Annotated in this window: 19 protein-coding genes; 10 read left to right on the top strand and 9 right to left on the bottom strand. The window is 60.0% G+C overall.

The window, feature by feature from the left end:
* Positions 1–25 precede the first annotated feature (25 nt).
* Positions 26–3160 carry an efflux RND transporter permease subunit gene (locus tag ASG19_RS16080; RefSeq protein WP_062459487.1) on the bottom strand — a complete coding sequence of 1045 codons (3135 nt, stop codon included), beginning with the start codon at positions 3158–3160 and terminating at the stop codon, positions 26–28.
* A 12-nt stretch (positions 3161–3172) separates the two neighbouring features.
* Positions 3173–4372, bottom strand: coding sequence for an efflux RND transporter periplasmic adaptor subunit (locus tag ASG19_RS16075; protein ID WP_156466529.1), 1200 nt, complete (start codon positions 4370–4372; stop codon positions 3173–3175).
* 220 nt (positions 4373–4592) lie between these two features.
* Here ASG19_RS16075 and ASG19_RS16070 point away from each other — a divergent pair, with 220 nt between their 5' ends.
* Both ASG19_RS16070 and ASG19_RS16065 read left to right on the top strand, forming a co-directional pair.
* Positions 4593–4877: a hypothetical protein gene (locus tag ASG19_RS16070; RefSeq protein WP_062459484.1), complete on the top strand. Its 285-nt coding sequence runs from the start codon at positions 4593–4595 to the stop codon at positions 4875–4877.
* Positions 4878–5125: 248 nt separating this feature from the next.
* The gene (locus ASG19_RS16065) at positions 5126–7219 is read left to right on the top strand and encodes a catalase (RefSeq protein WP_062459481.1); all 2094 of its coding nucleotides are present in this window, start codon (positions 5126–5128) and stop codon (positions 7217–7219) included.
* A gap of 157 nt (positions 7220–7376) precedes the next feature.
* Here ASG19_RS16065 and ASG19_RS16060 read toward each other — a convergent pair whose 3' ends face one another.
* The gene (locus ASG19_RS16060; RefSeq protein WP_062459479.1) at positions 7377–8198 is read right to left on the bottom strand and encodes a DUF1206 domain-containing protein; all 822 of its coding nucleotides are present in this window, start codon (positions 8196–8198) and stop codon (positions 7377–7379) included.
* A 464-nt stretch (positions 8199–8662) separates the two neighbouring features.
* Positions 8663–8965, bottom strand: coding sequence for a hypothetical protein (locus ASG19_RS16050; protein WP_156466528.1), 303 nt, complete (start codon positions 8963–8965; stop codon positions 8663–8665).
* Between the two features lie 377 nt (positions 8966–9342).
* Here ASG19_RS16050 and ASG19_RS16045 point away from each other — a divergent pair, with 377 nt between their 5' ends.
* From ASG19_RS16045 to ASG19_RS16035, 3 genes are all read left to right on the top strand, one after another.
* Complete coding sequence (locus tag ASG19_RS16045) at positions 9343–10452, top strand: PAS domain-containing protein (protein ID WP_062460446.1); 1110 nt, start codon at positions 9343–9345, stop codon at positions 10450–10452.
* A 13-nt stretch (positions 10453–10465) separates the two neighbouring features.
* Positions 10466–10873, top strand: a complete 408-nt coding sequence (locus ASG19_RS16040; RefSeq protein ID WP_062459470.1) for a response regulator — start codon at positions 10466–10468, stop codon at positions 10871–10873.
* 137 nt (positions 10874–11010) lie between these two features.
* Positions 11011–12807 carry a PAS domain-containing protein gene (locus ASG19_RS16035; RefSeq protein ID WP_062459467.1) on the top strand — a complete coding sequence of 599 codons (1797 nt, stop codon included), beginning with the start codon at positions 11011–11013 and terminating at the stop codon, positions 12805–12807.
* A gap of 30 nt (positions 12808–12837) precedes the next feature.
* Here the strand turns inward: ASG19_RS16035 and ASG19_RS16030 are convergent, their stop codons facing one another.
* The 4 genes from ASG19_RS16030 to ASG19_RS16015 are packed head-to-tail and all read right to left on the bottom strand — an operon-like array spanning position 12838 to position 17551.
* Positions 12838–13485, bottom strand: coding sequence for a hypothetical protein (locus ASG19_RS16030; RefSeq protein ID WP_062459464.1), 648 nt, complete (start codon positions 13483–13485; stop codon positions 12838–12840).
* A gap of 2 nt (positions 13486–13487) precedes the next feature.
* Positions 13488–14624: a glycosyltransferase gene (locus ASG19_RS16025; RefSeq protein WP_062459461.1), complete on the bottom strand. Its 1137-nt coding sequence runs from the start codon at positions 14622–14624 to the stop codon at positions 13488–13490.
* 12 nt (positions 14625–14636) lie between these two features.
* Positions 14637–15503 carry a galactosyltransferase-related protein gene (locus ASG19_RS16020; protein ID WP_062459456.1) on the bottom strand — a complete coding sequence of 289 codons (867 nt, stop codon included), beginning with the start codon at positions 15501–15503 and terminating at the stop codon, positions 14637–14639.
* The gene (locus tag ASG19_RS16015; RefSeq protein WP_062459453.1) at positions 15485–17551 is read right to left on the bottom strand and encodes an HAD-IIB family hydrolase; all 2067 of its coding nucleotides are present in this window, start codon (positions 17549–17551) and stop codon (positions 15485–15487) included. Before ASG19_RS16015 ends, ASG19_RS16020 begins: the two co-directional genes overlap by 19 nt.
* Before the next feature lie 31 nt (positions 17552–17582).
* Between ASG19_RS16015 and ASG19_RS16010 the strand changes: the two genes are divergently transcribed.
* The 4 genes from ASG19_RS16010 (at position 17583) to ASG19_RS15995 (ending at position 21526) form a co-directional block, all read left to right on the top strand.
* A complete protein-coding gene (locus ASG19_RS16010; RefSeq protein WP_062459450.1) occupies positions 17583–18653 on the top strand; it encodes a glycosyltransferase family 4 protein in 1071 nt (356 codons plus the stop codon).
* Entirely contained in the window at positions 18653–19843 is a 1191-nt protein-coding gene (locus tag ASG19_RS16005) for a glycosyltransferase family 4 protein (protein ID WP_062459448.1), read from the top strand. The genes ASG19_RS16010 and ASG19_RS16005 overlap by 1 nt, the downstream gene beginning before the upstream one ends.
* On the top strand, positions 19840–20436 hold the full coding sequence (locus ASG19_RS16000; RefSeq protein WP_062459445.1) for a hypothetical protein: 597 nt from the start codon (positions 19840–19842) through the stop codon (positions 20434–20436). The genes ASG19_RS16005 and ASG19_RS16000 overlap by 4 nt, the downstream gene beginning before the upstream one ends.
* 109 nt (positions 20437–20545) lie before the next feature.
* On the top strand, positions 20546–21526 hold the full coding sequence (locus tag ASG19_RS15995) for a L,D-transpeptidase (protein ID WP_062459442.1): 981 nt from the start codon (positions 20546–20548) through the stop codon (positions 21524–21526).
* A 4-nt stretch (positions 21527–21530) separates the two neighbouring features.
* Here the strand turns inward: ASG19_RS15995 and ASG19_RS15990 are convergent, their stop codons facing one another.
* Positions 21531–22190 carry a GntR family transcriptional regulator gene (locus tag ASG19_RS15990; RefSeq protein WP_062460443.1) on the bottom strand — a complete coding sequence of 220 codons (660 nt, stop codon included), beginning with the start codon at positions 22188–22190 and terminating at the stop codon, positions 21531–21533.
* Between the two features lie 312 nt (positions 22191–22502).
* Between ASG19_RS15990 and ASG19_RS15985 the strand changes: the two genes are divergently transcribed.
* Complete coding sequence (locus ASG19_RS15985; RefSeq protein ID WP_062459439.1) at positions 22503–23270, top strand: 5-oxoprolinase subunit PxpA; 768 nt, start codon at positions 22503–22505, stop codon at positions 23268–23270.
* Positions 23271–23314 lie beyond the last annotated feature (44 nt).

Genomic DNA, 23314 nt, shown 5'->3' with positions numbered 1-23314 from the left:
CTTGTCTTCCTCTTCCCGCTCTCCCCTACTCCGCCGGTTTGGGAGCTGCCTTTTCTGCTTCGTGGTTCGGCTCCTTCACGCGGAAGACTTTCATCACGAAGACGAAGAACACGGGAACGAAGAAGATGGCCAGCAAGGTCGCCGAGATCATCCCGCCGAGCACGCCGGTGCCGATCGCATTCTGACTGGCAGCACTGGCACCGGTGGCAATTGCCATCGGAACGACGCCGAGGGTGAACGCAAGCGACGTCATCAGGATCGGGCGGAAGCGCAGATGCGCTGCCTCGACCGTCGCATCGAAGGTGGAGCGGCCTTCGGCGCGGAGGTCCTTGGCGAACTCGATGATCAGGATGGCATTCTTCGCCGACAGACCGATAATGGCGATCAGACCCACGAGGAAGTAGACGTCATTCGACATTCCTCGAAGCATGACGGCCGCAACCGAACCGATGACCCCGAGCGGCACGACGAGCATGACCGAGATCGGGATCGACCAGCTTTCGTACAAGGCTGCCAGCAGCAGGAACACGAAGAGCACGCTGAGCGCGATCAGGGCTGGTGCCTGCGACCCCGACTGGATTTCCTGCAGCGACTGGCCGGTCCATTCGTAACCGAAACCGTTCGGCAGTTCGCCGGCAAGCCGTTCCATCTCGGTGATGGCGTCACCGGAGGAGAAGCCCGGTGCTGCCTGGCCGGCGATGCGGATCGACGGGTAGCCGTTATAGCCAACAACCTGCGACGGGCCCCGGACCCATTCGACCGACGCGAATGAGGCCATCGGCACCATGCCGCCATTGGCGTTGCGGACGTTGAGCCGCAGCAGGTCTTCTGTCTTCATGCGCTGCTTGCCGTCGGCCTGAACCTGCACGCGCTGCATGCGTCCCGCATTCGGGAAGTCGTTCACATAGGACGAGCCGAGGTTTGCGGTGATCGTCGAGTTGATGTCACCGAATGTGACACCGAACGTGTTGGCTTTCTCACGGTCGATGAGGAGGTTCACCTGCGCCGCATCCGGCATGCCTTCGATGCGAACGCCTGCGAGAACTGGGCTCTTGGCAATTGCGGCCATCAACTGGTCGCGCGCCGCGCCAAGTGCCGTCTGGCCGTTGCCGGCACGATCCTGCAATCGGAAGGTAAAGCCGGACGAGTTGCCGAGACCCTGGATCGGCGGCGGCGACAGCGAGAACGCGATCGCATCGCGAATGCCGAAGATCTGGCCGTTGATCCTCTTTGCGATCGCATCAGCCGAATCCTCGGGACCGCGATCCGACCAGTCCTTCAGGGTGATGAAGGCGAGCGCGGCATTCTGGCCGCTGCCGGAGAAGGAATAGCCGTTGATGGCGATAATGCGCTCGACGGCCTTTTCACTGAGCGCGATCTTTTCGATCTGCGCGACGACCTCGGTGGTGCGGTCGGTGCTTGCCTCGGCAGGTGCCTGAACGTCGACGATCAGGAAGCCTTGGTCTTCGTTGGGCAGGAACGAGCTCGGCAGCTGCAGATAGGCCCAGCCGAGGCCGACGAGAAGCGCGACGTAGATGACCATGAAGCGACCGGATCGCTTGATGATGCCACCGACCGTGCGCGAATAGCCGTGCGAAGCCTTGTCGAAACCGCGGTTGAAAATGCCGAAGACGCCCTTCTTCTCGTGGTGATCGCCTTTGATCGGCTTGAGGAACGAACCGCACAGTGCGGGCGTGAGCGACAGGGCAAGGAAACCCGAGAACAGGATCGAGACCACCATGGTCAGCGAGAACTGCTGATAGATGATGCCGACCGCACCGGGGAAGAAGGCCATCGGAATGAACACCGCACTCAAGACAAGCGTGATGCCGATGATGGCGCCCGAAATCTGGCCCATCGCCTTGCGGGTCGCTTCCTTCGGCGACAGCTTTTCCTGTGCCATGATGCGCTCGACGTTTTCGACGACGACGATGGCGTCGTCGACGAGAATGCCGATCGCGAGCACCATCGCAAACATGGTGAGCACATTGATGGAGAAGCCGGAGACATACATCACCGCACAGGTGCCAAGCAGCGCCACCGGGACGACCAGTGTCGGGATCAGCGTGTAGCGGATGTTCTGAAGGAAGACGTACATCACCACGAAGACGAGGATCATCGCCTCGATCAGCGTATGGATGACCTTCTCGATCGAGACTTCCACGAACGGGCTGGTATCGTACGGGATCTCGTATTCGATGCCGGACGGGAAATACTGCTGCAGCTCGGTCATGACCGCGCGCACGCCTTTCGCCGTATCGAGTGCATTGGCGGTCGGCGACAGCTGGACGCCGATGGCAGCGCTTGGCTTGCCGTTGAGGCGGCTGGAGAAGTTGTAGCTTTCGCCGCCGACCTCGATGCGGGCGACATCGCGCAACCGCACCGACGAACCATCGGGATTGGCACGCAAAACGATCGCTCCGAACGCTTCGGGGTTGGTCAACTGTCCCTGGACGTTGATGGTTGCGGAAATCTGCTGGCCGATCGGGTTCGGCGTCGCGCCGATACGACCGGCGGCAACCTGGGCGTTCTGGGCGCTGATCGCAGCCGTAACATCGGAGGCCGTCAGCTTGAGGCCGACCATCTTGTCGGGATCCATCCAGATCCGCATGGAGCGCTGGGTCGCGAACAACTGAGCACTGCCGACGCCGGGCACGCGGCGGATCTCGCCAAGCACGTTGCGGTTCAGATAGTCGCCGAGACCAATGACGTCAGTATTGCCGTCCGTGGAGGTCAGCGACACGACCATGAGGAACGATGTGCCTGCCTGCTCGACCCGCACGCCCTGCGATGTGACGGCGCCCGGCAGGCGGGGTTCGGCGCGGGCGATGCGGTTCTGCACCTCGACCTGCGCTTCGCCGATATTCGTACCGGGTGCGAAGGTGACGTTGATGGACACGCGGCCCGACGATTCAGACGTCGATTCGAAATAGATCAGCCCGGGAACGCCGTTCAGTTCTTCTTCGATCGGACGCGTCACGCCCTGATAGATATCGTCAGGCGAAGCGCCGGGATAGTTGGTGGAGACGGTGATCTGCGGCGGCGCGACATTCGGATACTGCGCGATCGGCAGCATCGGAATTGTCAGCACGCCTGCGAGCATGATGAAGATTGCGACGACCCAGGCGAAGATCGGCCGGTCGATGAAGAAACTTGCCATGTAACCTGGTCCTTACTTCTTCGCCGGCTCTGCAGGAGCAGCCTTGGCGTCGCCCTGCGTCGATTGCTCGGTCGCGGGCTTGTCCGCAGACCAGGGCTCAGGCTTGACGGTGGCGCCGGGAGCCGTCTTCTGGAAACCTTCGGCAATCACGCGGTCGCCGGCCTTCAGGCCCTGCGAGATGACCCAGCGTTCGCCAAGCGCGCGGCCTACGGTGACGCGGCGCTGTTCGACCTTGTCTTCGGCGCCGACCACGAGCACGCTCGCCTGGCCTCCGGAATCGCGCTGCAGGGCCTGCTGCGGCACGGCGAAGGCATCGCGCTCAAGACCTTCCTCGATCTGCACGCGGACATACATGCCCGGCAGGAGATCCCCATTGGTATTGGGGAATTCACCGCGCAGGGTCACCTGCCCAGTGGTTTCATCGACCGCTGCCTCCGAAAACAGCAAACGGCCCGTTTCCGGATATTTGGTGCCGTCGTCGAGCATGAGATAGGCGTTCGCCTCGTTCGGTCCTGTCATCAGCTTGCCGTCCTGCAGCGCCTTGCGCAGGCGGATCAGATCGGCGGCCGGTTGGGTGAAGTCCGCATAGATCGGGTCGAGCTGCTGGATGGTCGCGAGGTTTTCAGAGCCAGTCGAGCTGACCAGGGCGCCTTCCGTGATCAGCGCACGGCCGATGCGGCCGCTGATCGGTGCCGTGACATTGGCGTATTGCAGGCTGAGCTCGGCCTGGGCAAGGCCGGCCTGGGCGACGGAGACCTGAGCGTCCGCCTGCGCCAGTGCAGAGATCGCGGTATCGAGATCCTGGCGAGTGGCGACGTTCGATTTGCTGAGCTGGGTCTGACGATCGGCGGTCTGGCGAGCCTGCATCTGCGCTGCCTGCGCACTCCGAAGCGTGGCCTGCGCGCTGTCGACCTGAACCTGGAACGGTGCCGGGTCGATGCGGTAAAGCACGTCGCCCGCCTTGACGATGGATCCCTGTTCGAAGACGCGCTCGACGATGATCCCGGAGATACGCGGGCGCACCTCGGCGAGACGGGTCGGAGCGATACGGCCGGGCAGATCGCTGGTAATCGGCAAGGTCTCGGGCTGCACCGTCACCACGCCAACGGGCGATGGAGGCGGCGCCGGAGGTGCTGCGGCTTCTTCCTTCTGGCACCCGACGAGGGCGAGGAGGCAAGTGATGGTCAGGATAGATCGCAACGCCTTAGGCATCGAGTGCTCCGCACAAGAATAGTTTACATACAGTCGGGCACGTATATAACCGGCGTCTAGTTTTGTGCAATGCACATAATCGGTGGTTCACGAAGGATTTACGGATGCTGTCAGGATTTTTCGGAGCGGTTGGAGATACACCTGTTTCTCCGTCGAAAGCCGTCGTCGTTGCGATTTCGAGCGACGGCCTGGCTGACGTCGCGACGGCTGAGGACGCTCGATGAACACCGTGACCTGCCATGGACACACCATTCGGATGCTGAACATCAGCGGCACCATTTGGATCGCGGCACCTGACGCGCTTCGTGCGCTGGGCGTCGATATTGCGCGTAAGGGTGCAAGTGTTCACCTGCAGAAGCTGCCGCGAACGGAAGTGAGACTTGTTACGTCATCCCAGTATCCGGACCTTTTCGCGGGGCGCCGCGGCAACCCGAGGATGAACCTCGTGACAGAGCAAGGGCTTGCCTTGCTAAGAGAGCAATCGGGAAAGTTTTGCGCGGGATAGGCATCTCTCCCGGCCGGACCGGCGTCACCGCAGCGCCTCCTCGAACGCCGGTCAGGCCACGAATGCAGGCACAGCGGACTACGAGACACCTTTACTGACCACTCTCGGGAGCTCAGCCCACAGCCACCTCCGGTGCCTGACCTGCAGCTTTGAAAGTAATCCCTTGGATAATCTCTCCGACGGACGCTTGCCGCAGCGTCGCGCGGGCATATCTGTTGCTGGATTGAATTCGAGCAAAGGACCATCCAATGGCTGACCCGACGACATATGATACGGACCGCGGTGAAGGCGGCGAGACCCACCAGCATGTTCCGTCCGATGGCTCGCATCATGCTCAGGCCCACCTGACGACAAACCACGGCGTTCGGATCTCCGACAATCAGAACAGTCTGAAATCCGGCAATCGCGGTCCGAGCCTGCTTGAGGACTTCGTTCTCCGCGAGAAAATCTTTCATTTCGACCACGAACGCATCCCTGAGCGCATCGTGCATGCCAGAGGCTCTGCCGCACACGGTTACTTCGAGCTCACGGAATCCCTCAGTGACGTGACAAAAGCCGACGTGTTTCAGCGTGTAGGGGACAAGGTTCCGGTTTTCGTCCGCTTCTCGACCGTTGCAGGCGGCGCTGGCTCTGTCGATACCCCTCGCGACGTTCGCGGCTTCGCCGTCAAATTCTACACGCAGGAAGGCAACTGGGATCTGGTCGGCAACAACATTCCGGTCTTCTTTATCCAGGATGCAATCAAGTTTCCCGATCTCATTCACTCAGTGAAAATGGAAGCTGACCGCGCCTATCCGCAGGCCGGTAGCGCGCACGGTACCTTCTGGGATTTCGCGTCGCTGATGCCTGAGACCACCCACATGCTTCTATGGGCCATGTCGGACCGTGGCATTCCGCGCTCGCTGCGCATGATGCAGGGCTTTGGCATTCATACGTTCCGCTTCGTCAACGAAGAGGGGAAGTCGACCTTCGTGAAGTTCCACTGGAAGCCGAAGCTCGGCGTTCAGTCGACGATCTGGGATGAGGCGCTCAAGCTTCAGGCCGCCGACAACGACTACCACCGTCGCGATCTCTGGGAAGCCATCGACAGTGGTGACTTTCCGGAATGGGAGCTCGGCGTTCAGCTTTTCGACGAGGAATTCGCAAGCAAGCTCCCCTACGACGTGCTCGACTCCACCAAGATCATCCCGGAAGAGATTTTGCCGGTCAAGATCGTCGGTCGGCTTGTGCTTGATCGCAACCCCGATAACTTCTTCGCCGAAACGGAACAGGTGGCTTTCCTGCCGTCGAACGTCGTCCCGGGAATCGACTTCTCCAACGATCCGCTTTTGCAAGGCCGGTTGTTCTCCTATCTGGATACCCAGAAATCGCGTCTCGGCACGGCCAATTTCCATCAGCTGCCGATCAACGCGCCGAAGTGCCCCATGCAGAATTTCCAGCGTGACGGCATGATGCAGATGAGCGTTCCGAAGGGTCGTGCCAATTACGAACCCAACAGCCTCTCAATGGCTGGAGAAGAAGGCGGCCCACGCGAGTGTCCCGCAACTGGCTTCCGGTCGTTCGAACGGGCGACAGGTGATCAGGAACAGGGCGACAAGCTGCGGGTCCGCGCCGAGCTCTTTGCCGACCATTACAGCCAGGCACGAATGTTCTGGAAGTCTCAGACAGCGTCCGAGCAAGCGCATATCGCGTCGTCTTTCGTGTTCGAGCTTTCCAAGGTCGAGTTCGATCACGTTCCGCCGCGCGTTCTTGGCAATCTCCTGAACGTTGACGAGGAGTTGGCGCAGCGGGTCGCCGATGGTCTCGGAATCGATCTTCCGGCTGCCAATCCGGCTGCACGGGAACCGGTCGATCTCGATCCGTCGCCAGCCCTGTCGATCCAGAAGAACATGGTCGAGACGGTCAAGGGTCGAAAGATCGGCATCCTTATTGCTGATGGCACCGATGCGAAGGCATTGAGTGATCTGAAGAACGCCATCAGCCAGGCTGGCGCCACCGCATTCGTCGTTGCGCCTAAAATCGGAAAGGCAAAACTGTCCGACGGCAACGTAACGAAAGCCGATGGTCAGCTCGCCGGTTCGCCGTCACAGCTCTTCGACGCGGTCGCTGTTCTCCTCTCGAAGGAAGGCAGCGACATGCTGACCCGAGAAGCAGCAGCGGTCCAGTGGGTGATGGATGCGTTCGGCCACCTCAAGGCTATCGGCCATACGAACGAGGCCCAGCCACTGCTGCAGAAAGCCGGCGTCGAAACCGATGACGGTGTTGTCGGGATGGACGGCTTCCTGAAGGCCGCTGCAAAGCGGTACTGGGATCGCGAACCCAAGGTGCGCATGCTCGCCTAACGCAATAAATAGCCCGGCGTGTCACTGCTTTCGTGGCATGCCGGATATAGCAAATGAGGGCGTGGGAACGGACCGTTCCCACCCCCTCACGCGTTTATGATGGTCGCGATTTCGATGACCAGCTGAGTGCAGGATCCCAGTCAACGGTCCCGATCGGCTAGTTGAAGGGCCGGCTGACAGTGCGCTTGACGTCTGCCATGGAGGGGCCACGGACTGTCCGGTATCTTGCGGCGACAAGGTTATAGATACCGAACGCTGCGAGCCCGGCTGCGATGACGATGAAGATGGTCGCACCGCCCGGCAGCTCGCTCAACCAGTCCATCGCGTCAGCCATGCCGCCAGCTTGATCAGGATCGACCTTGAAGCCGGCATAGGCAAACAGGATGCCGACAACGGCAAAGACGACACCGCGGGCGACGAGACCGTATACACAGACATAGGTAAGCCAGCTGGCGTTGCTCGGGATGCTGATATACTTCTCGAATTTCCGCGTCAGGCCCTTTATCATGGTAACGACACCGCCTGCGAACAGTCCAATGCCGGCGATGATGGCGAGGTAGGAGCCGAAAGGTTGGGACATGATCCATGTCGCCAGGCCCTTCTCTCCAGAACCACCGCCTCCGCCGCCCGAAAAGACCGAAAGCCCGATTGCGTAGATCCCGAGACCGACATAGGTAACGGCGCTGCCGAGAAGGCTTGCCCGAATGACCATTCCTTTGGCATCGCTGCCATGTCCGTCACTGTCCGCCAGAGCCTGGGCAAGCCGCCAGGCCACAAAACAGAAAAGCCCGATGCCGATTATCCCGACCCACACCTTGCCGAACGGCTGATCCAGCAACGACGATATGGCCGACTTGCTTTCGGGGCGACCGCCGCCGAAGCTCGAAAACAGCGCCAACGCCGCAACCAGAAGAAAAACGACACCTCGCGCGGCATAGCCGAACTTAGCTAGCATCTCAAAACGAAATTCCTGCGGCACGCGCTTCTCCCTGGACGACGTCGGTAAAGGATCGAAACGCTCGGTACGGCATAAGGTTGTCGAAAACTACAGATGAACCTCAAAGAAGAACCGCATCGCCCTCGTTCACATCCCTGTTTGCCACAAAGCGCACGCTGCAGCGCCAAAGTGCCGGCCAGTCGAACGTGCCTTGTGGCTCGCCGAAAACGAAAAAGCCTGCCGCGGGAGGAGGTGCGGCAGGCTTTTCGAAAAGATCGAACAACGGCTGGGAGGAGGAGTGCCGCTGTTCTGCCAGACGCCCATTGGGAGGAGTGGTCGCCTGGAACACGAAGCTCTGCGGGAGGAGGTGCATTGCTTCGTTGGAAGCCTGGATATTCCATTTATCCGAATGTAGAAAGGCAGCATGTTGCAGTGCAGCTATGCACAATACGCGGCACTACCTCGTTGACGGCTTGAGGATGAGTGCCCATGAGCCGCGTTCTCTCCTAGAATTTTCTGACCGGTGACGGAGCTTTGTCCGATCGGCCTGGCTTTTTCTTTGGAGCCTCAGACGCGAATGCTGCAGGCGGGTACCAGTAGCCGTCGCTGTGGCGCCGGTAGCCCTGACGGCGTTCCTTCATACCGCGGTGGCCCTTGAGCATATGCTGTTTGCCCTGTTGCTTCTGGACAAGCTGAACGTCACCCCTGGAAAGCGGCTTCGCCCCCATCATCTGGGCATTGGCAGTGGAGATCCCGGTCAGCACGAGTATGCCGATTAATCCTGTCGCGAGGTATGCAGAGTATTTCAATGTCAGCTCCTTTGATAGCAAGCGAACAACAGCAAAAGCTCCTTGCGGTTCCTATCAGGGATCTGACATTTACGTTTATTTACAGTTATTTACACTTACTGAAAAGCGCTTGATCAGCAAGCGAGAGGCGCTCAGGGATATCGGCGCGAACCGATCATATGAGATGGTTGTCACCCGAGTGCTCGTTTCCCGCTGCATCGGTCTTTGGTGTTGTCCCGGTGATATCCCGCACGACGATCGAGATCTGTGCGCTGTTTAGATGCGGCTTCTGAAGCGGCCGCGTGACACAAAGCACCCAAACCGTCGTGTGGCTTTACCGCGCGGAACATTTAGCCAAGAGCACGCGTTGGAAAGCAAATTGTAAATTAGGCATGCTCATGAACGACTCGATCTCGGCGAAAAGGGGGGCACAGGACGCCGGGGACAAGCTTCTTGCAGAGCATTCTTCCAAGGATCCCTTCTCCGCAGCATTCAAAGCAACCCGGATGCCGATGATCATCACGGATCCGCGCCAGTACGACAATCCGATCATCTTTTCCAACAAGGCCTTTAGTGACCTGACCGGATATCCGGCGGACGAACTGGTGGGACGCAACTGCCGTTTTTTGCAAGGACCCGAGACCGACCCAGCGGCAGTTCAGAAGATAAGGGAAGCGATCAGGGACCAGAGGTCGATCGCGATCGATATCGTCAACCACCGGAAAGACGGCTCGACATTTTGGAACGCTCTTTTCATCAGCCCTGTGTTCGACGATCAGGGCGATCCGCTCTACTACTTCGCGTCGCAGCTTGATTTCACAGACGACAAGACGTTGGAGATGCAGTCCGCTTCGGCGCGTCGGAGAGCCGAGGCGGAGGTCGCTGCCCGAACAGCAGAACTCACCCAAGCCCTCGAGGCAAAGACGACCCTCGTCCACGAGGTCGACCACCGCGTCAAGAACAACCTGCTGACCATCGCTTCGATCGTGAAACTCAAGGCCAGGAAAACACGGGACGAAACGGTCCGGCATACGCTCCTGTCGGTCCTCAACCGTGTTGAGGCCCTTAGCACGGTGCAACGCAAGCTCTTCATGTCGAACGACGTCGGTCGCTTCGATGTCGCCGACTTTGCCCGCGATCACGTTGTCGACCTTGTGGGATCGCTCGGGCGCGACGATATCCGGATCACCATGGATCTGTCACCGGTTCTTGTGCCCGCCGCCAAGGCCTCCCCACTGTCTCTGATCGTCAATGAACTCATTGGCGATGCGGTCCGACGCGGATTGAGCGTGGGCGGTGGAGAGATCCACCTCGTGGTCAATCGTCCAAACGGGCATTTCATCATCGAAGTCCGCGATACGGCCGATCCGGTCGACGTCGACGAAGAGGATAACGAATTCGGACGGCTGATGCTGGAGACGTGCTGCCGTCAGGTCGAGGCCGAGATCGAACGTGAGGTAGAGGGTCGGCGAACCACTGTCCGCATCATCTTGCCGCTAGATAGCTGATATGGAGCATAGCTTGAAAATCATGATCGTTGAAGACGAGGCCCTTCTGGCGCTTGAGCTCGAAGAAGAAGTCGAGGCGGCGGGCCATTCTGTAATCGGTCAGGCCATGAACCGGAAAAAGGCGCTGGCCATTCTGGAAGGCCAGATACCGGAGTTTGCCTTTGTCGATGTGCATCTGACCGATGGCCCGACCGGACTCGAAGTCGGGCGGCACCTTGCCGACCGGGGGATCCCGTACGTATTCATCACCGGAAACCTGAAGCGCATTCCGGAAGATTTCGTGGGTGCAATCGGTGTAATCGAAAAGCCGTATACGATGAACGGCTTGAAGAATGCTCTCGAATACATCGCGCGACTTCTGCGCGGCGACATCGGGTTGAGCGTTCCACCCAGCATTATCGTCGCGCCGCCTGCACCGTGACTGAGACTGATTGAACTACCGGAAACTCCCCGCAACATTCGCCCACTGCCGTCTCGCGGCTACCTTGCACTCGCAGTTCAGAAACGGCCGACAATGACTTCGACACGGATATCCATACGCTTGCGATCGGATACACAATGAACACGGTATCCCAGCGACCGCACGAAGTCGCATTGGCAAACACGATGGACGTTGCTCTCATGGCGGAAATCCTGTCCGCGAGCGACGACTGTATCAAGGTTATCGACCTCGCCGGCAACATTACGTTCATGAGCGCTGGCGGCATGCGGGTCATGGAAATCGACGATTTCGAAACCATCCGCAACTGTCCTTGGCCTGATTTTTGGAAAGACGACGGGAACGCGGCAGCGCGCGAAGCGCTTGAGGCTTCGCGCTCCGGACGGAGCTGTAGCTTTGTCGGGACGGCGGAAACGGCCAAAGGAAACTCGCGGTGGTGGGAAGTGAAAGTTTCCCCAATCCTTGGAGGAGACGGCAAGCCCGATCGGATCCTGTCCATCTCCCGCGACATCACGGGAACGAAAAAAGCGGAACTGGCAGCCATTCGCTCCGAGCGCCGGATGAAGGAAACTCTCGAGGCTGGAAGCCTTGGGTATTGGGAGCTCAACCTCGCGACCATGGCACTCCAGACCTCTGACGTGTGCCGGGAAAACTTCGGTCGTCACAGGGACCAGTCTCTCAGCTATGACGATCTGCAGAGTGCTATCCATCCCGACGACTTGCCCCGCATGCAAGCCGCGGTGGAGGAAACCCTGGCAGGAAGCTCGGACTACGATGTCCAGTACCGCGTCATCCGTCCCGACGGTGTTGTGGCCTGGGTGCTCGCGCGTGGCCAGCTCGTCCACGATGACCGGGGGCAGGCCGTCGCGATGTGCGGCGTATCGCTCGATATCACCGAGCTCAAATCCATGCAGGACAAGCTTTCACGAAGCGAAGAGCGCCTGCAGCTTGCTCTCGGCGCATCGACAATGGTCGGCATCTGGGATTGGGATCTGAAGACGAACCTGATCTATGCCGACCCCAATTTCGCCGAGATCTACACGGTAGAACCGGGTCGCGCAGCCGCCGGCGCGCCGCTAGAGGAATACACCCGGAATTTCCATCCCGACGACATGCCAGCGTTCGAAGCGGAACTGGGGCGGTTGTTCGAGGGACAGTCGACCTTCGATAACGAATACCGCATCATTCAGCCAGGTGGCGGTGTTCGCTGGGTCCACGCAAAGGGCCGTCTTATCCGCGACTCTTCCGGCGAGCCCGTGCGTTTTTCGGGTGCATCTGTCGAAATCACCGAGCGTAAGCAGGCCGAAGAAACGCAAAAGCTGCTGATGCACGAACTCGCGCACCGGGTCAAAAACACGCTTGCCGTGGTGCAGGCCATCACCACCCAGTCTTTGCGCAATGCCCAGACGGTGGACGATGCGCGCGACAAGATCCAGTCGCGCCTCTCCGCTCTTTCCAAAGCGCATGACATGCTGACGCAAGAGGATTGGCGCGGAGCCGAATTGCGCGATGTGGTGGCCAACACTGTCTGCAATATCGGGATGCAGGACAGCGACCGCATCAAGGTTCGTGGGACGACCGTCATGCTCGGACCCCAGGCTGCCATGTCCTTCGGCCTGGTACTTCACGAGTTGATGACCAACGCCGTCAAATACGGTGCGCTTTCCAACGAGGTTGGCCATATCGATATCGAGTGGTCTGTCGTGCCACAGGGTGGCGAGAACAGGCTTCAGTTTAGTTGGATCGAAGTGGACGGACCCATCGTCGCCGTTCCAGAGCATAAGGGTTTCGGATCAAAACTGATCAAGTCGAGCCTGGGCTCGATGGGATCTGTTGATGTCGCATATAATCCCACAGGACTTGTGCTGAAGATGGATGCGTCAATGGCTCAAATCGGGGCGGTGCTCACAGTCTGAGGTGGCAACAGCTAGCACTTCCCGACAGTGCTAGCTGTTCAGCCATGCGTCCTTGACGTCGGCCGTCGCGTTGTCGGGCTTGGAATCCCCAATGAAGATCAGTACCGGTCCGCTGTTCTTGCGAACCGGATCGTAGAAATCGAGTAGATCAGGATACTCGTTTTGGATGAAGCCCGGGAACGGTTGCTGGTCGCGTAGGAAATGGTCGACCACGACCTGGTCGCCGTGCACGGAGTTGGGAACGGTTCCGCAACTGCCCGGCGCAATCCAGTGATCCGGATCGCGTTTGAACCGCTCGTACAGAAACGAGAAATCGTCTTTGTTCCAGCGCATCAACGCGGTCGACGCTCGAGACTTCAGGAAATGATCCTCCATCACAACGGCATCGCCTTTTGATGCAAGCTCGCTGGCCGAGGACATGAAGATCGTGTCCAGGTCGCAGAGTATGTTGACATCGTCGGAGAGCTCGGGACGGAAAGCCTCGAATTTCGACCACCACTTCGGCCAGTCATGGCGAAATTTGACGGTCTCGACACCGTCCATTGCCTCATTGAAATCCGTGACACAGACGATGCGATCAAGGCCTGCAATATGCCGCCTCGCCCCGCGGGCAAGGCGTTCCACCCAGATCGGCTCGTAGCGCCCCCCGGAGCGCAGGACGGTCGTCAACGTGACCATGATCAGACGACCTTGAGCAACGGGCTTGCAATACGCTGCGCACCACCCATCCAGAGCTGGTCGCAGAGCTCTTCCAGCCAGTTTGCGGCCCTGGCCGCAGCGGCCGGCTCGTGCAGAGTTGCAAGTGCTTCCGTGTCGAGCTCTTCGGCACGCTGCAGAAGCCCCCGCCATCCCTCGTAATCTCCCGGCCAGTATGGAGCGGAAACCGCTGCGCCAAGTCGGACGAGCTCGGATGCCTTGCGATGCTGTTCGGAAAAATACCGCCATTCGGGCATCACCACGAATTTCCGGGCCGCACGCGCAATCTCATGAACCGTGTTGTCGCCAGCGGAGGCCACAACGATATCGGCCGCTGCGATATGGTCCGTGACGTTGTCGACCCAGCCGAGTTCCTTCAAATTGGGGAAATCCGTCTCATGGCCTTCCCGCAGAACAGGACCGGCGACGAGCCACAGCGCATCCGGGACGGCCCGTGCGGCAATCGTCAGCGGCGCATAGGGCGTGCCGCTGCCGCCGCCACCTGTCATGACCAGCACGATCTTCTGATCCGAGGGCAGCCCAAGTCTCTGGCGTGCCTCTGCACGGGACAGAACCTGATCGCGGGTGGTGCAAAGACCACCCGTATAGAACGTCTTGTCGCGAAGATGGCGCGGATAGTCCTGCTGCTCCATACGCTCGTCGAACGGCGCCAGAATGCCGACCATCGCTTCGTAGGATCCGATATGACCGACGTCGTTGCGGTCGCCGTGGAGGCGCATCTGAACTGTTGGGGTGGAGCAGATCCGGCCCAACATTCCGATTTCCGACGACACGTCCACGACAAACAGACCAATATCGCGGTCGTCGAGATGCTCGACGATCTTGCGCATCGTTTTCCGCATCGACGGCAGGCCCAAGGGAACGCAGTGCATAACCGATGGTGTAGGCTCATCGAACAACCGCGCGGTCGGGACCGTTTCGCCGATCATGTTCGGCAGCGCGACGACTTCGACGCTTGAGCTTACGGACTCGAAATAGTCCGGCCCGGCCGTCAGAACAGAGACCTGCCTGTCCTGGCTGAAATGCTCGGCAATGGCCATGATACGGTTGGCATGTCCGCGGCCCTGATGATGGGCGAAAAACGCGATTGGCTTTTTCATACTCGATGATTCCTATGAATACAGAACGGTACCGGGCTGTCGCGCGGCCTCAATTTCAGTCGGGTCCGGAAAGCGCAGGACGTCCAGCGCATCGCCAACCTCCTCCCATCGGATCAGCCCCGCCGCGCGGAACTGGCCAAGCCAGTAGCCCATGCACCAGCGGCCATGCTTTTCCTGAAAGAGGCGGGCGTTGCGCAAGATCGGGTCGAAGTTGTGCAGAGGCGGTATGAGGACCGGGTGATGCTGGTGATAGACGCGCGCGCCACCCACCCGGTAGGTCTTCACTCCGGCCTGCTCTGCCGATGCGGCGAAGTCGGTTTCTTCTCCGCCATAACCGACGAAGCGCTCATCCATACCGCCGATCGCTTGCCACGTGCTTTTTCGCAGCGCGAAGGACAGGCCCCAAAGCTGGCCGCCATCCGGTTCCTGCTCGACACGGCCGAATTCAGGAAACCGGGGCTTGGAGACATGCGGTTTGCCGAGCTCTTCGAGCACACCGTAGTCTCCCCGGAAATCGGTCACTTCGGCAGGCAGATACAGAACTTCGCTCAGACAGATCCCGTCATGCTCGTTCAAGGCGGCAGAGTAGGATTCAACAACCGTTGGCGACGCGATGCAGTCAACGTCGAGAAACATGAGTGTGTCCACCGAAGCCGCGGTTGCCGCCGCGTTCCGCGCCTTGGCAAGAGGCAAGTCCTCTCCCTCGACGAACACGTGCTTGACCGGAAACGGCAGGCTCGGCAGATCCTCGAAAGGCTCCGGCTGCATCCAGGCGATCACGAGTTCCGTGGGAAGGCACGACTGCTCCCCAAGGCTGCGCATCAGGTTGGCGAGATGTCGCTCGCGGCCACGAACCAGGGTCAGGACACTGAGAGACATTCAGCCTCCGCCTGTCTGCGGAAGTGGAGAACACCTTCGATAATCCCTGCCGCGTGGGTTTCTGAAGCGATATAGGAATGACTGAGTGCAGGAAGCGTGGCCAGTCCATCCGAGTAGTTGGCGACGATGATCGACTGCGGGATGGCCTGAAGCATCTCGATATCGTTGCCGGAATCGCCGGCGACGAACACCATGTTTTCAGACAGTCCAGCACCACGACGGACGTAGTCAACGGCCGTCCCTTTTGAAGCCCTGAGCGGCAGGACGTCGAGGTACCGTCGATGGCTGTGGATCACCGACGCGCGCAAACCGGCCTTTTCCAGCAGTTCCTTGATGCGTGCCACGACGCCGCTCGAGCCGTCACTGAAATAGCTGAGCTTGAAGTCGCGCTGTTCGAGCGATGCCTGCGGGGTGAGGAAGCCTGCCTTGCGCAGAACTCTCTCGATGCCGCTTCGGTCCCAGTTCTCGGCGATGCGCTCGGCCCAATGCCGGTCATACTCGTAGGAGACGCCGTTCTCGCTCAGGTGATAGATCTCGGATCCGACCGAGGTGATCATGACTTCCGGCCTCGGCACATCCTCCTGTTCGAGAATGGCCATGGCGCTGTGGAAGGAACGACCGGTCGCGACCCCGAACGACAATCCACTCTGCTGTCGCCGCCAATTGCCAAAGGCATGCAGATGCGGAACCGATCCCACCAGAGTGTTGTCGATGTCGCTGATCAGTAGCTGCGAGGGCTTTTCCGTCTTGGCTGCGGGCTTGTCGATCAGCTCCGAGAGCAGGCCGTGATACCGTTCGGTATGTCGCGCCCAGTCATAACAGGCGACAGCACGTTCGCCGGCCTTGGAGTAAGTCTGCCACGTTTCGGAGCAGCCTAGGATTTTCAGCGCGGCGGAAGCAAGACCGTCCTCGTCGCGCGGGTCTATCAACACACCGTTGCCGCAGGTCTCGACGATATCATTGGGGCCGCCGCTGTCTGTCGCGATCAAGGGCAGACCAACGGCCGAGGCTTCCAGGAGCGTCAATCCGAACGGTTCGTTGAGTGCCGGATTGACGAAAATGCCACCGCGATCGCGAGCATAGGCATAATAGGCTGGCACCAGATCCGGTCGATGCATCTTCGGATAGGCGATCTTGCCGTACAGATCGTAGGTATCTACGAGATGAAGGATTTCGCGCAGGTTGTCCGCGAGATCCGGTTCGAGCTCGTCGATTTCGCAGCGGTTGCCGGCGAGGATCACGAGGTTCGCAGCTTCCTGGAGCGCTGGCGATTTTCCGTAGGCCCGTACAAGCCCGATCAGGTTCTTTTTGGTGACCGGGCGCGCGATGGCAAGCAACACAGGCTTTTCAGGTTCAGCGAGGAAACGAGCGAGCTGGACCTCGACAGTTTCCGATGACTGGGCGCCCTGAAAAGCATCGAGGTCGCTGCCGGGCGGAAGCACGCGGATTTTGCCGGCGTCGTAATTGTCATACCCCTTGTACTGCAGCTCAGCCTCGTCGCGCGAGGACGCAATGATCAGGGACGCCTGTTCAAGCGCGCATTCTTCCGCCGCAAGACGATGCGTCATGGATGCGTCCGATGCGATTTCCGGCATGGCCGCAATTTTCACCCTGCCGAGCGAATGCCCCGTGAAAACGAAGGGAATGCCCAACTCCGTTTTGATCCGTGCAGCGACGACCGCAGCGTCGGCGTAATGCGCATGGACAATGTCAGGAAGCCCATGTTCGCGAAGGTGAGCGATCAGCGCTTCGCTGAAGGATGCAACCTCTGCATGCATATCCTCTTTGCTGACATAATCGGGGCGGTTGGTACGCAACCGTACAATCGAAATCTGGGGGCTCACGGCCTCGGAAGGCCGCTGATAGTCCTCGCCGTGGCCTTCGAAGGCGCGCGTTGCGATCACTATTTTGGAGGCGGTGTCAGAGGCTTCACAGGCGCCGACAAGATCCATCAAGTAGCGGATATGCCCGCCGGTATCGGCCGTTAGCCCATACTCGACATTATTTCCGCGCAGACACCCTTGAAGTGCGACATGAAGAACGAACATACACAACCTTTCTGAGCAACAAGGATACAAAATGCTAGAATGCGCACCGGAACTCCCGAAGCCGATAAGGGTTGCGCAGGTTGCACCAAGTATCTTCCCCGTTCCTCCCCGCGATCATGGCGGAACGGAGCGTGTGATCCACGATCTCTGCGTAGCGATGCAACGCCAGGGTTGTGAGGTGACCCTGTTTGCGGCATCCGACAGCACCACGCCGGTCACCCGGATCGGGTCCCTGCCGAGCTTGCAGTTTCTGGAGAGCGATCACGGCACCGTGCCGCCTTCGATACCGGCAGTGCTCGAAAGCGTGACGTTGGAAGAGGTTCGCCAGCGGCTCGCCGAGTTCGACATCCTGCATTTCCACGGCGAGTTCTTTCACGCGACCCTGCTGGGCGATCAGCGCTCGAAATCGCTGACAACGATCCATTGGCGCGTCGACGAGCTTGACCGGAAGCTGTTCTTCAATGCCTTCCCCGACCTGCCGGTCGCGGCCATTTCAGCGTCCCAGCAACGTGGGATCCCAGAAGCCAACCGCGCCGGCGTCGTCCTTCACGGCGTCGACGGAGACCGCTTCGAGCCCTCCTTCGAGCCCGGGTCCTATCTCGCCTTCATCGGGCGCATGACCGACCAGAAGCGGCCGGACAAGGCAATCGACGTTGCGGTCGAGTGCGGTCACCCCATCAAGCTCGCCGGTACGGTTGACGTCGGCAATCCGCTCTATTTCGACACCTATGTCCGGCCGAAGCTTGGCGATGGTGTCGAGTATGTCGGCCCGGTCGGTGATGCGGCCAAGAGCGAGTTGCTCCGCGGTGCGACAGCGCTGCTGTTTCCGATCGACTGGCCGGAACCGTTCGGTCTGGTCATGATCGAGGCCATGGCCTGCGGCACGCCCGTGATTGCGTGGAACAAGGGTTCGGTCTCCGAAGTGGTGGAAGACGGTGTCACCGGCTTTATCGTCGAGAACGAAGCGCAGGCAGTCGAAGCGGTCAACAAGGTGGGAAGCCTCGATCGCCGCCGCATCCGCGCCCGGTTCGAGGAGCGCTTTACCGCAGACCGCATGGCGCGGGACTATATCGAGATATACAAGAGGATGCTGAAGTCGTGATGCGGACAGCCCTTCTCGCCTGGGACTACCCGCCGTCTCCAAGCGGACTTTCGACGGCGGCCAGGGAGATCGCTATGGCGCTCTCTGGCGAGGGCTGCGACGTGACTGTCTTTACGCTCGATCGCTCGGGAGCCGAGGACATAGACGGCGTTCGCGTCGTCGGTTGTGATATCTCGGATCAATCCCGTATCGGACGCCTGCGCAAATGGGCTGCGATCGGTCACGCCGCCGCACCGCTGCGGTTCCGCCAGGCCGTTTTGCGTGATCATGCGGCAAAGCCCTTCGACGTGGTGGAAGCAACCAACTGGTACGCGCCAGCGAGTTTGCTGACGGGTCGCCACGGATTTGCGCTTGTGACGCGCAATTCGACGCCCGCTGCCTGGAGCAGGATGGCTGAGCTGCCGGTTCGAGACAAGCTGGACGCGGCTGCTGCGGACTTGCTGGAAAAGAAGCAGGCAGGGTCGAGCGCCGGGCTGATCTCCAATACGGACGAACACGGTCGACGGATCGTCGACCTCTATAAGATCAACAGCCAAATACCGCATCGGACGATCGGTCTTTCGCTGCCGCCTGAATTGCTGAAGACGGCACAGTCATCGCCCTACCCGGCTGGAGAGGAACCTGTCAGAATCCTGTTCGTCGGACGTGCGGAACAGCGCAAGGGTTTTGCAGAGCTGATGGGCGCGGTAGAGCTCCTGGCCGCCGAAGTCGCTTCCGGAACACTTCCTCCGTTTCACGTCAATCTGCTCGGCGTGCCGTCCGTCGATCTGCCGTCGCAGATGAGCGCTGTTGCGCGCGAACGGGTAACCGCCCTGGGCCGCCAACCCGACGAAATGCTCCACGACCTCTATCGGCAGGCTCATATCGTTGCGGCACCGTCGCGATACGAAAGCTTCGGACTGGTTTACCAGGAGGCGATTGCGTTCGGGCGGCCCGTGGTCGCATCGGCTGAAGATCCGAGCGCGCGGGAATTCGTCGGAGCGACCGGAGCCGGGCTACTCGCGGAACGAACGCTTCCCCAGGACATCGCAGCCTCCTTGCGATCCCTTATCCAGTCGCCACAGTTGCGTGAACAACTGCATCATCGCGCCGTGCTGGCAGCCGGCCGTTTCGATAGACCCTATCTCGGTCGCGAGACCATGGCGCTCTACCGGCAGGCAATAGCCAAGTCTGGAAAGGCAAGATCTTGAAGGACGAGACAAACATCCGAGACGAAAGCCATATCGCGATCATCGGCAACTGCCCTGACTTCGTCGATGCCGGGCAGATGACGGATCGCTGTGACTGGGTCACGCGCTTTAACAATACCGCTGGGTTCATGGACGTCTCGGGGACGGAGATCTCCGAACTGGTTCTCGTCAGCCGCGGCGGACAGGCGACCGAATGGCTGGCCGACCCGGAGTTCACCAATCGCCCCGCGATGCGAAAAGCCGCACTGATTACCTTGGTTTTTCCGCCGAGTTCGGATCCCGGCGACGAATGCGGCGCCTTGGAGCTGACGTCGTTGCTGGAGGGCATCGGAAAACGCGTGCGCTATATCGAGCAATCCGTTCACGATCAGGCCCGACAGGAGCTGGAGGCACGTGGCGCGGCGCCGGACGCAGCCTTGAGCTCGGGCTTTGTCTATGCGTTCGAAACCCTCCTCAATCGCCCGGAAGATGCACCGCCTGTGATCGTGGCGGGCTTTTCGTTCGAAGGCTGGGACGGTCATGCCTGGGCCGCCGAAAAGCGCTGGTTCGAAGACATGCAGAAGTCGGGACGGCTCGATATTCGCGGGCTGTAAACCCGTCGTCAGGATAACGGTTGGCGCGTTCTGTGGCTGTCCAAGCCGCTTGCCCGACCAGAATTTCTAAATGGACGGAACTTCGGTCGGACTCACGCCTTCTAACGCCATGAAAAACAAAATCCTGCTCGTCTCGCTTCTATCCTCAATCACATTCGGAGCCGCGCAAGCGCAGGAATTGACCGCTGAGGCGGTCAACAACGCGAATATTGCGGCTGTTCCGCCAGAGCCCGTCCAGCAGCAGGAGAAGCCTGCCCCGGATCCCGCGATCATTCACCTTCAGGTTCTCCTCGATCGCGCCGGCGCTTCCCCGGGCGTGATCGACGGCCTGGACGGAAACAATGTTCGCAAGGCTGTCGCGGGTTTCGAAGCGCTCCAGAGCCTTCCCGTCGACGGGAAAGTCGACCCCGACGTGGTTACGCGTCTGGCAGACGATCAGCATGTCGTCGGTCCATACCAGATCGATCCCGATGATGCTGCAGACATCGTCGCCGAGATTCCGAAGGACTATGCCGAACAGGCCAAGATGGAGCATCTTGGCTTTACCAGCGTCGCTGAAAAGCTCGCCGAGCGGTTCCATATGGACGTGGACCTCGTGCATGCACTGAACCCATCGGCGAAATTCGAGGCCGGCGAAACCATCTTGGTCGCCAACATCGGTGCGCCCCGCGCCGGCGTCGTCAAACGGATAGAAGCTCGTCGCAAGGAAGGACAACTGGTCGCTTACGACGACCAGAATGCTATCATCGCGGTTTATCCGGCCACGATCGGGAGCGAGGATAATCCTTCGCCCTCCGGCAAGCATAAGGTCAACGGCGTCGCCCGTAACCCGACCTATGAATACAATCCAAAAATCAACTTCCAGCAGGGACAAAACAAGTCCAAGCTCACACTCCCGAGCGGTGCCAACAATCCGGTCGGAACGGTATGGATCGATCTGTCGGAGCCGACCTATGGCATTCACGGAACGCCGGAGCCGTCGCTGATCGATAAGGCGGGCTCGCACGGTTGTGTGCGTCTCACGAACTGGGACGCCGAGGAACTGGCCAGCATGGTGAAGCCCGGCGTGATGGTCGAATTCGAAGACTGAAGCGTTACTTCGTCACGCGCGCATAGGCGCCCAGAATGAGCCGTTCGGCCCGCAGGAGGTAGGCCTCGAGCATGATGGATGCTTCCTGCGCGCGACCCGCTTCCAGTTCGGTCAGGATCTCGAGGTTCTGGTCGATGAACGGACCATGCAGCAGCTCCGGATCGCGCAACAGGCCGAAGACGAGGCGCAGTTCCAGCGATATCTGTGCGTAGAAGGCCGAAAGGCGCGAACTGTCGGCGAGTTCGACGACGGCGGAATGGAATGCGATATCGGCAGTACCGACGCTCAACCAGTCCTTCGTTTCCCGCGAAAGTGCCGCCGCCTCGACGGCCGCCCGCATCTTGGCCACGCCCGGATGGCGCGGATGGGCATTGGCAATTGCCGAGCATTCGATGACCCGCCGGACGCGGTAGATATCGATGATTGTTGCCATGCTGGGCGTCGAAACGAAAACGCCCCGATTGGCTTCGTATCGCAGCAGCCCTTCCTTGGTCAGAATGCGGAATACTTCGCGCAACGTGTTGCGTGATACCTGCATCTCGTCGCTAAGCGTCAATTCTGAAAGGTGACTGCCGGGAGTAAGCCTGCCGGAGATAACCTGATCGCGGATACGACTAGCAACGCTTTCGGCAAGCGTCTGCACCGGCTCGCCCGGACGCGCAATCACTGGACCGTTGCCGTCTGGAACAGAAAGCACGCCTTTATCAGCGCCTTGCAGTTTGCGTTCAGCCAAGCCTTTGCCCCTCGCTCCGGATCTCGTCTCAATTTTCGGTAAAGCGCTTCGAACCCCGTCACAAGCGAAATGAGCCGAACTCGAACCCGCATGGTCCACTAAACCGTGCAAAACGCGGGTGACGCATCATTATTGCGCATTTGCCTAACTGTAGAGCAACATATAAAAATTGTTCAACACTCTGGACAGCATTGTTCGCCTTTGTTAGCGTCTAGTCAACGAGCGAGAGGGCGGGCAGGCAGTATGCTGAGTATCGACATCAACAGTGACTTGGGCGAAAGCTTCGGCGCCTGGAAGATGGGTGACGATTCCGCCATGCTCGACGTCGTGAGCAGCGCCAATGTCGCCTGCGGCTTCCATGCAGGCGATCCGGCGGGCATTCTCAAGACCTTGAAGGCAGCAGCAGAGCGTGGCGTGGCGATCGGCGCGCATGTCGGCTACCGCGATCTCGCAGGGTTTGGCCGACGCAACATGGATCCTTCGAGCGAAGAACTGATTGGCGACGTGATCTATCAGATCGGCGCCTTGCAGGGCCTCGCCAAGGCCGCTGGCACTCGCGTTACCTACGTCAAACCGCACGGCGCGCTCTACAACACGATCGCCATCGATGCGCGGCAGGCAGCCGACGTTATCGCGGCAATCCGAGCCATCGATCCCTCGCTGGTGCTGATGGCGCTGGCCGGTTCGCAACTGGTCGAGCAGGCGCGCAGTGCAGGCCTGACCGTCGTTGCCGAGGCCTTTGCCGATCGCGCCTATACGCCGCAAGGCAACCTTGTCTCCCGCCGCGAAAAAGGCTCGGTCCTGCATGATCCCGAACTCGTGGCCCAGCGGATGCTGCGCATGGTCCGCGACGGTGCGATCGAAGCGATCGACGGCACGATGACGAAGATCGATGCGCAGTCCATCTGCGTGCATGGCGACAGCCCAGGCGCAGTCGCGATCGCGCAGCGGCTGCGCGCGCTTCTGGAAGAATCCGGCCATGCCGTCCAGCCCTTCGCGCCGGCCGTATAACCCGGCATGCATATCGCTCCCCCGTCCATGCCTCGTGATACATC

It is taken from the genome of Rhizobium sp. Leaf306 (genome assembly GCF_001423425.1).
In the GTDB taxonomy this organism is placed as follows: domain Bacteria; phylum Pseudomonadota; class Alphaproteobacteria; order Rhizobiales; family Rhizobiaceae; genus Neorhizobium; species Neorhizobium soli.
Note: the sequence above shows the minus strand (reverse complement) of the source record. Positions and strands in the feature narration are given on the sequence as shown.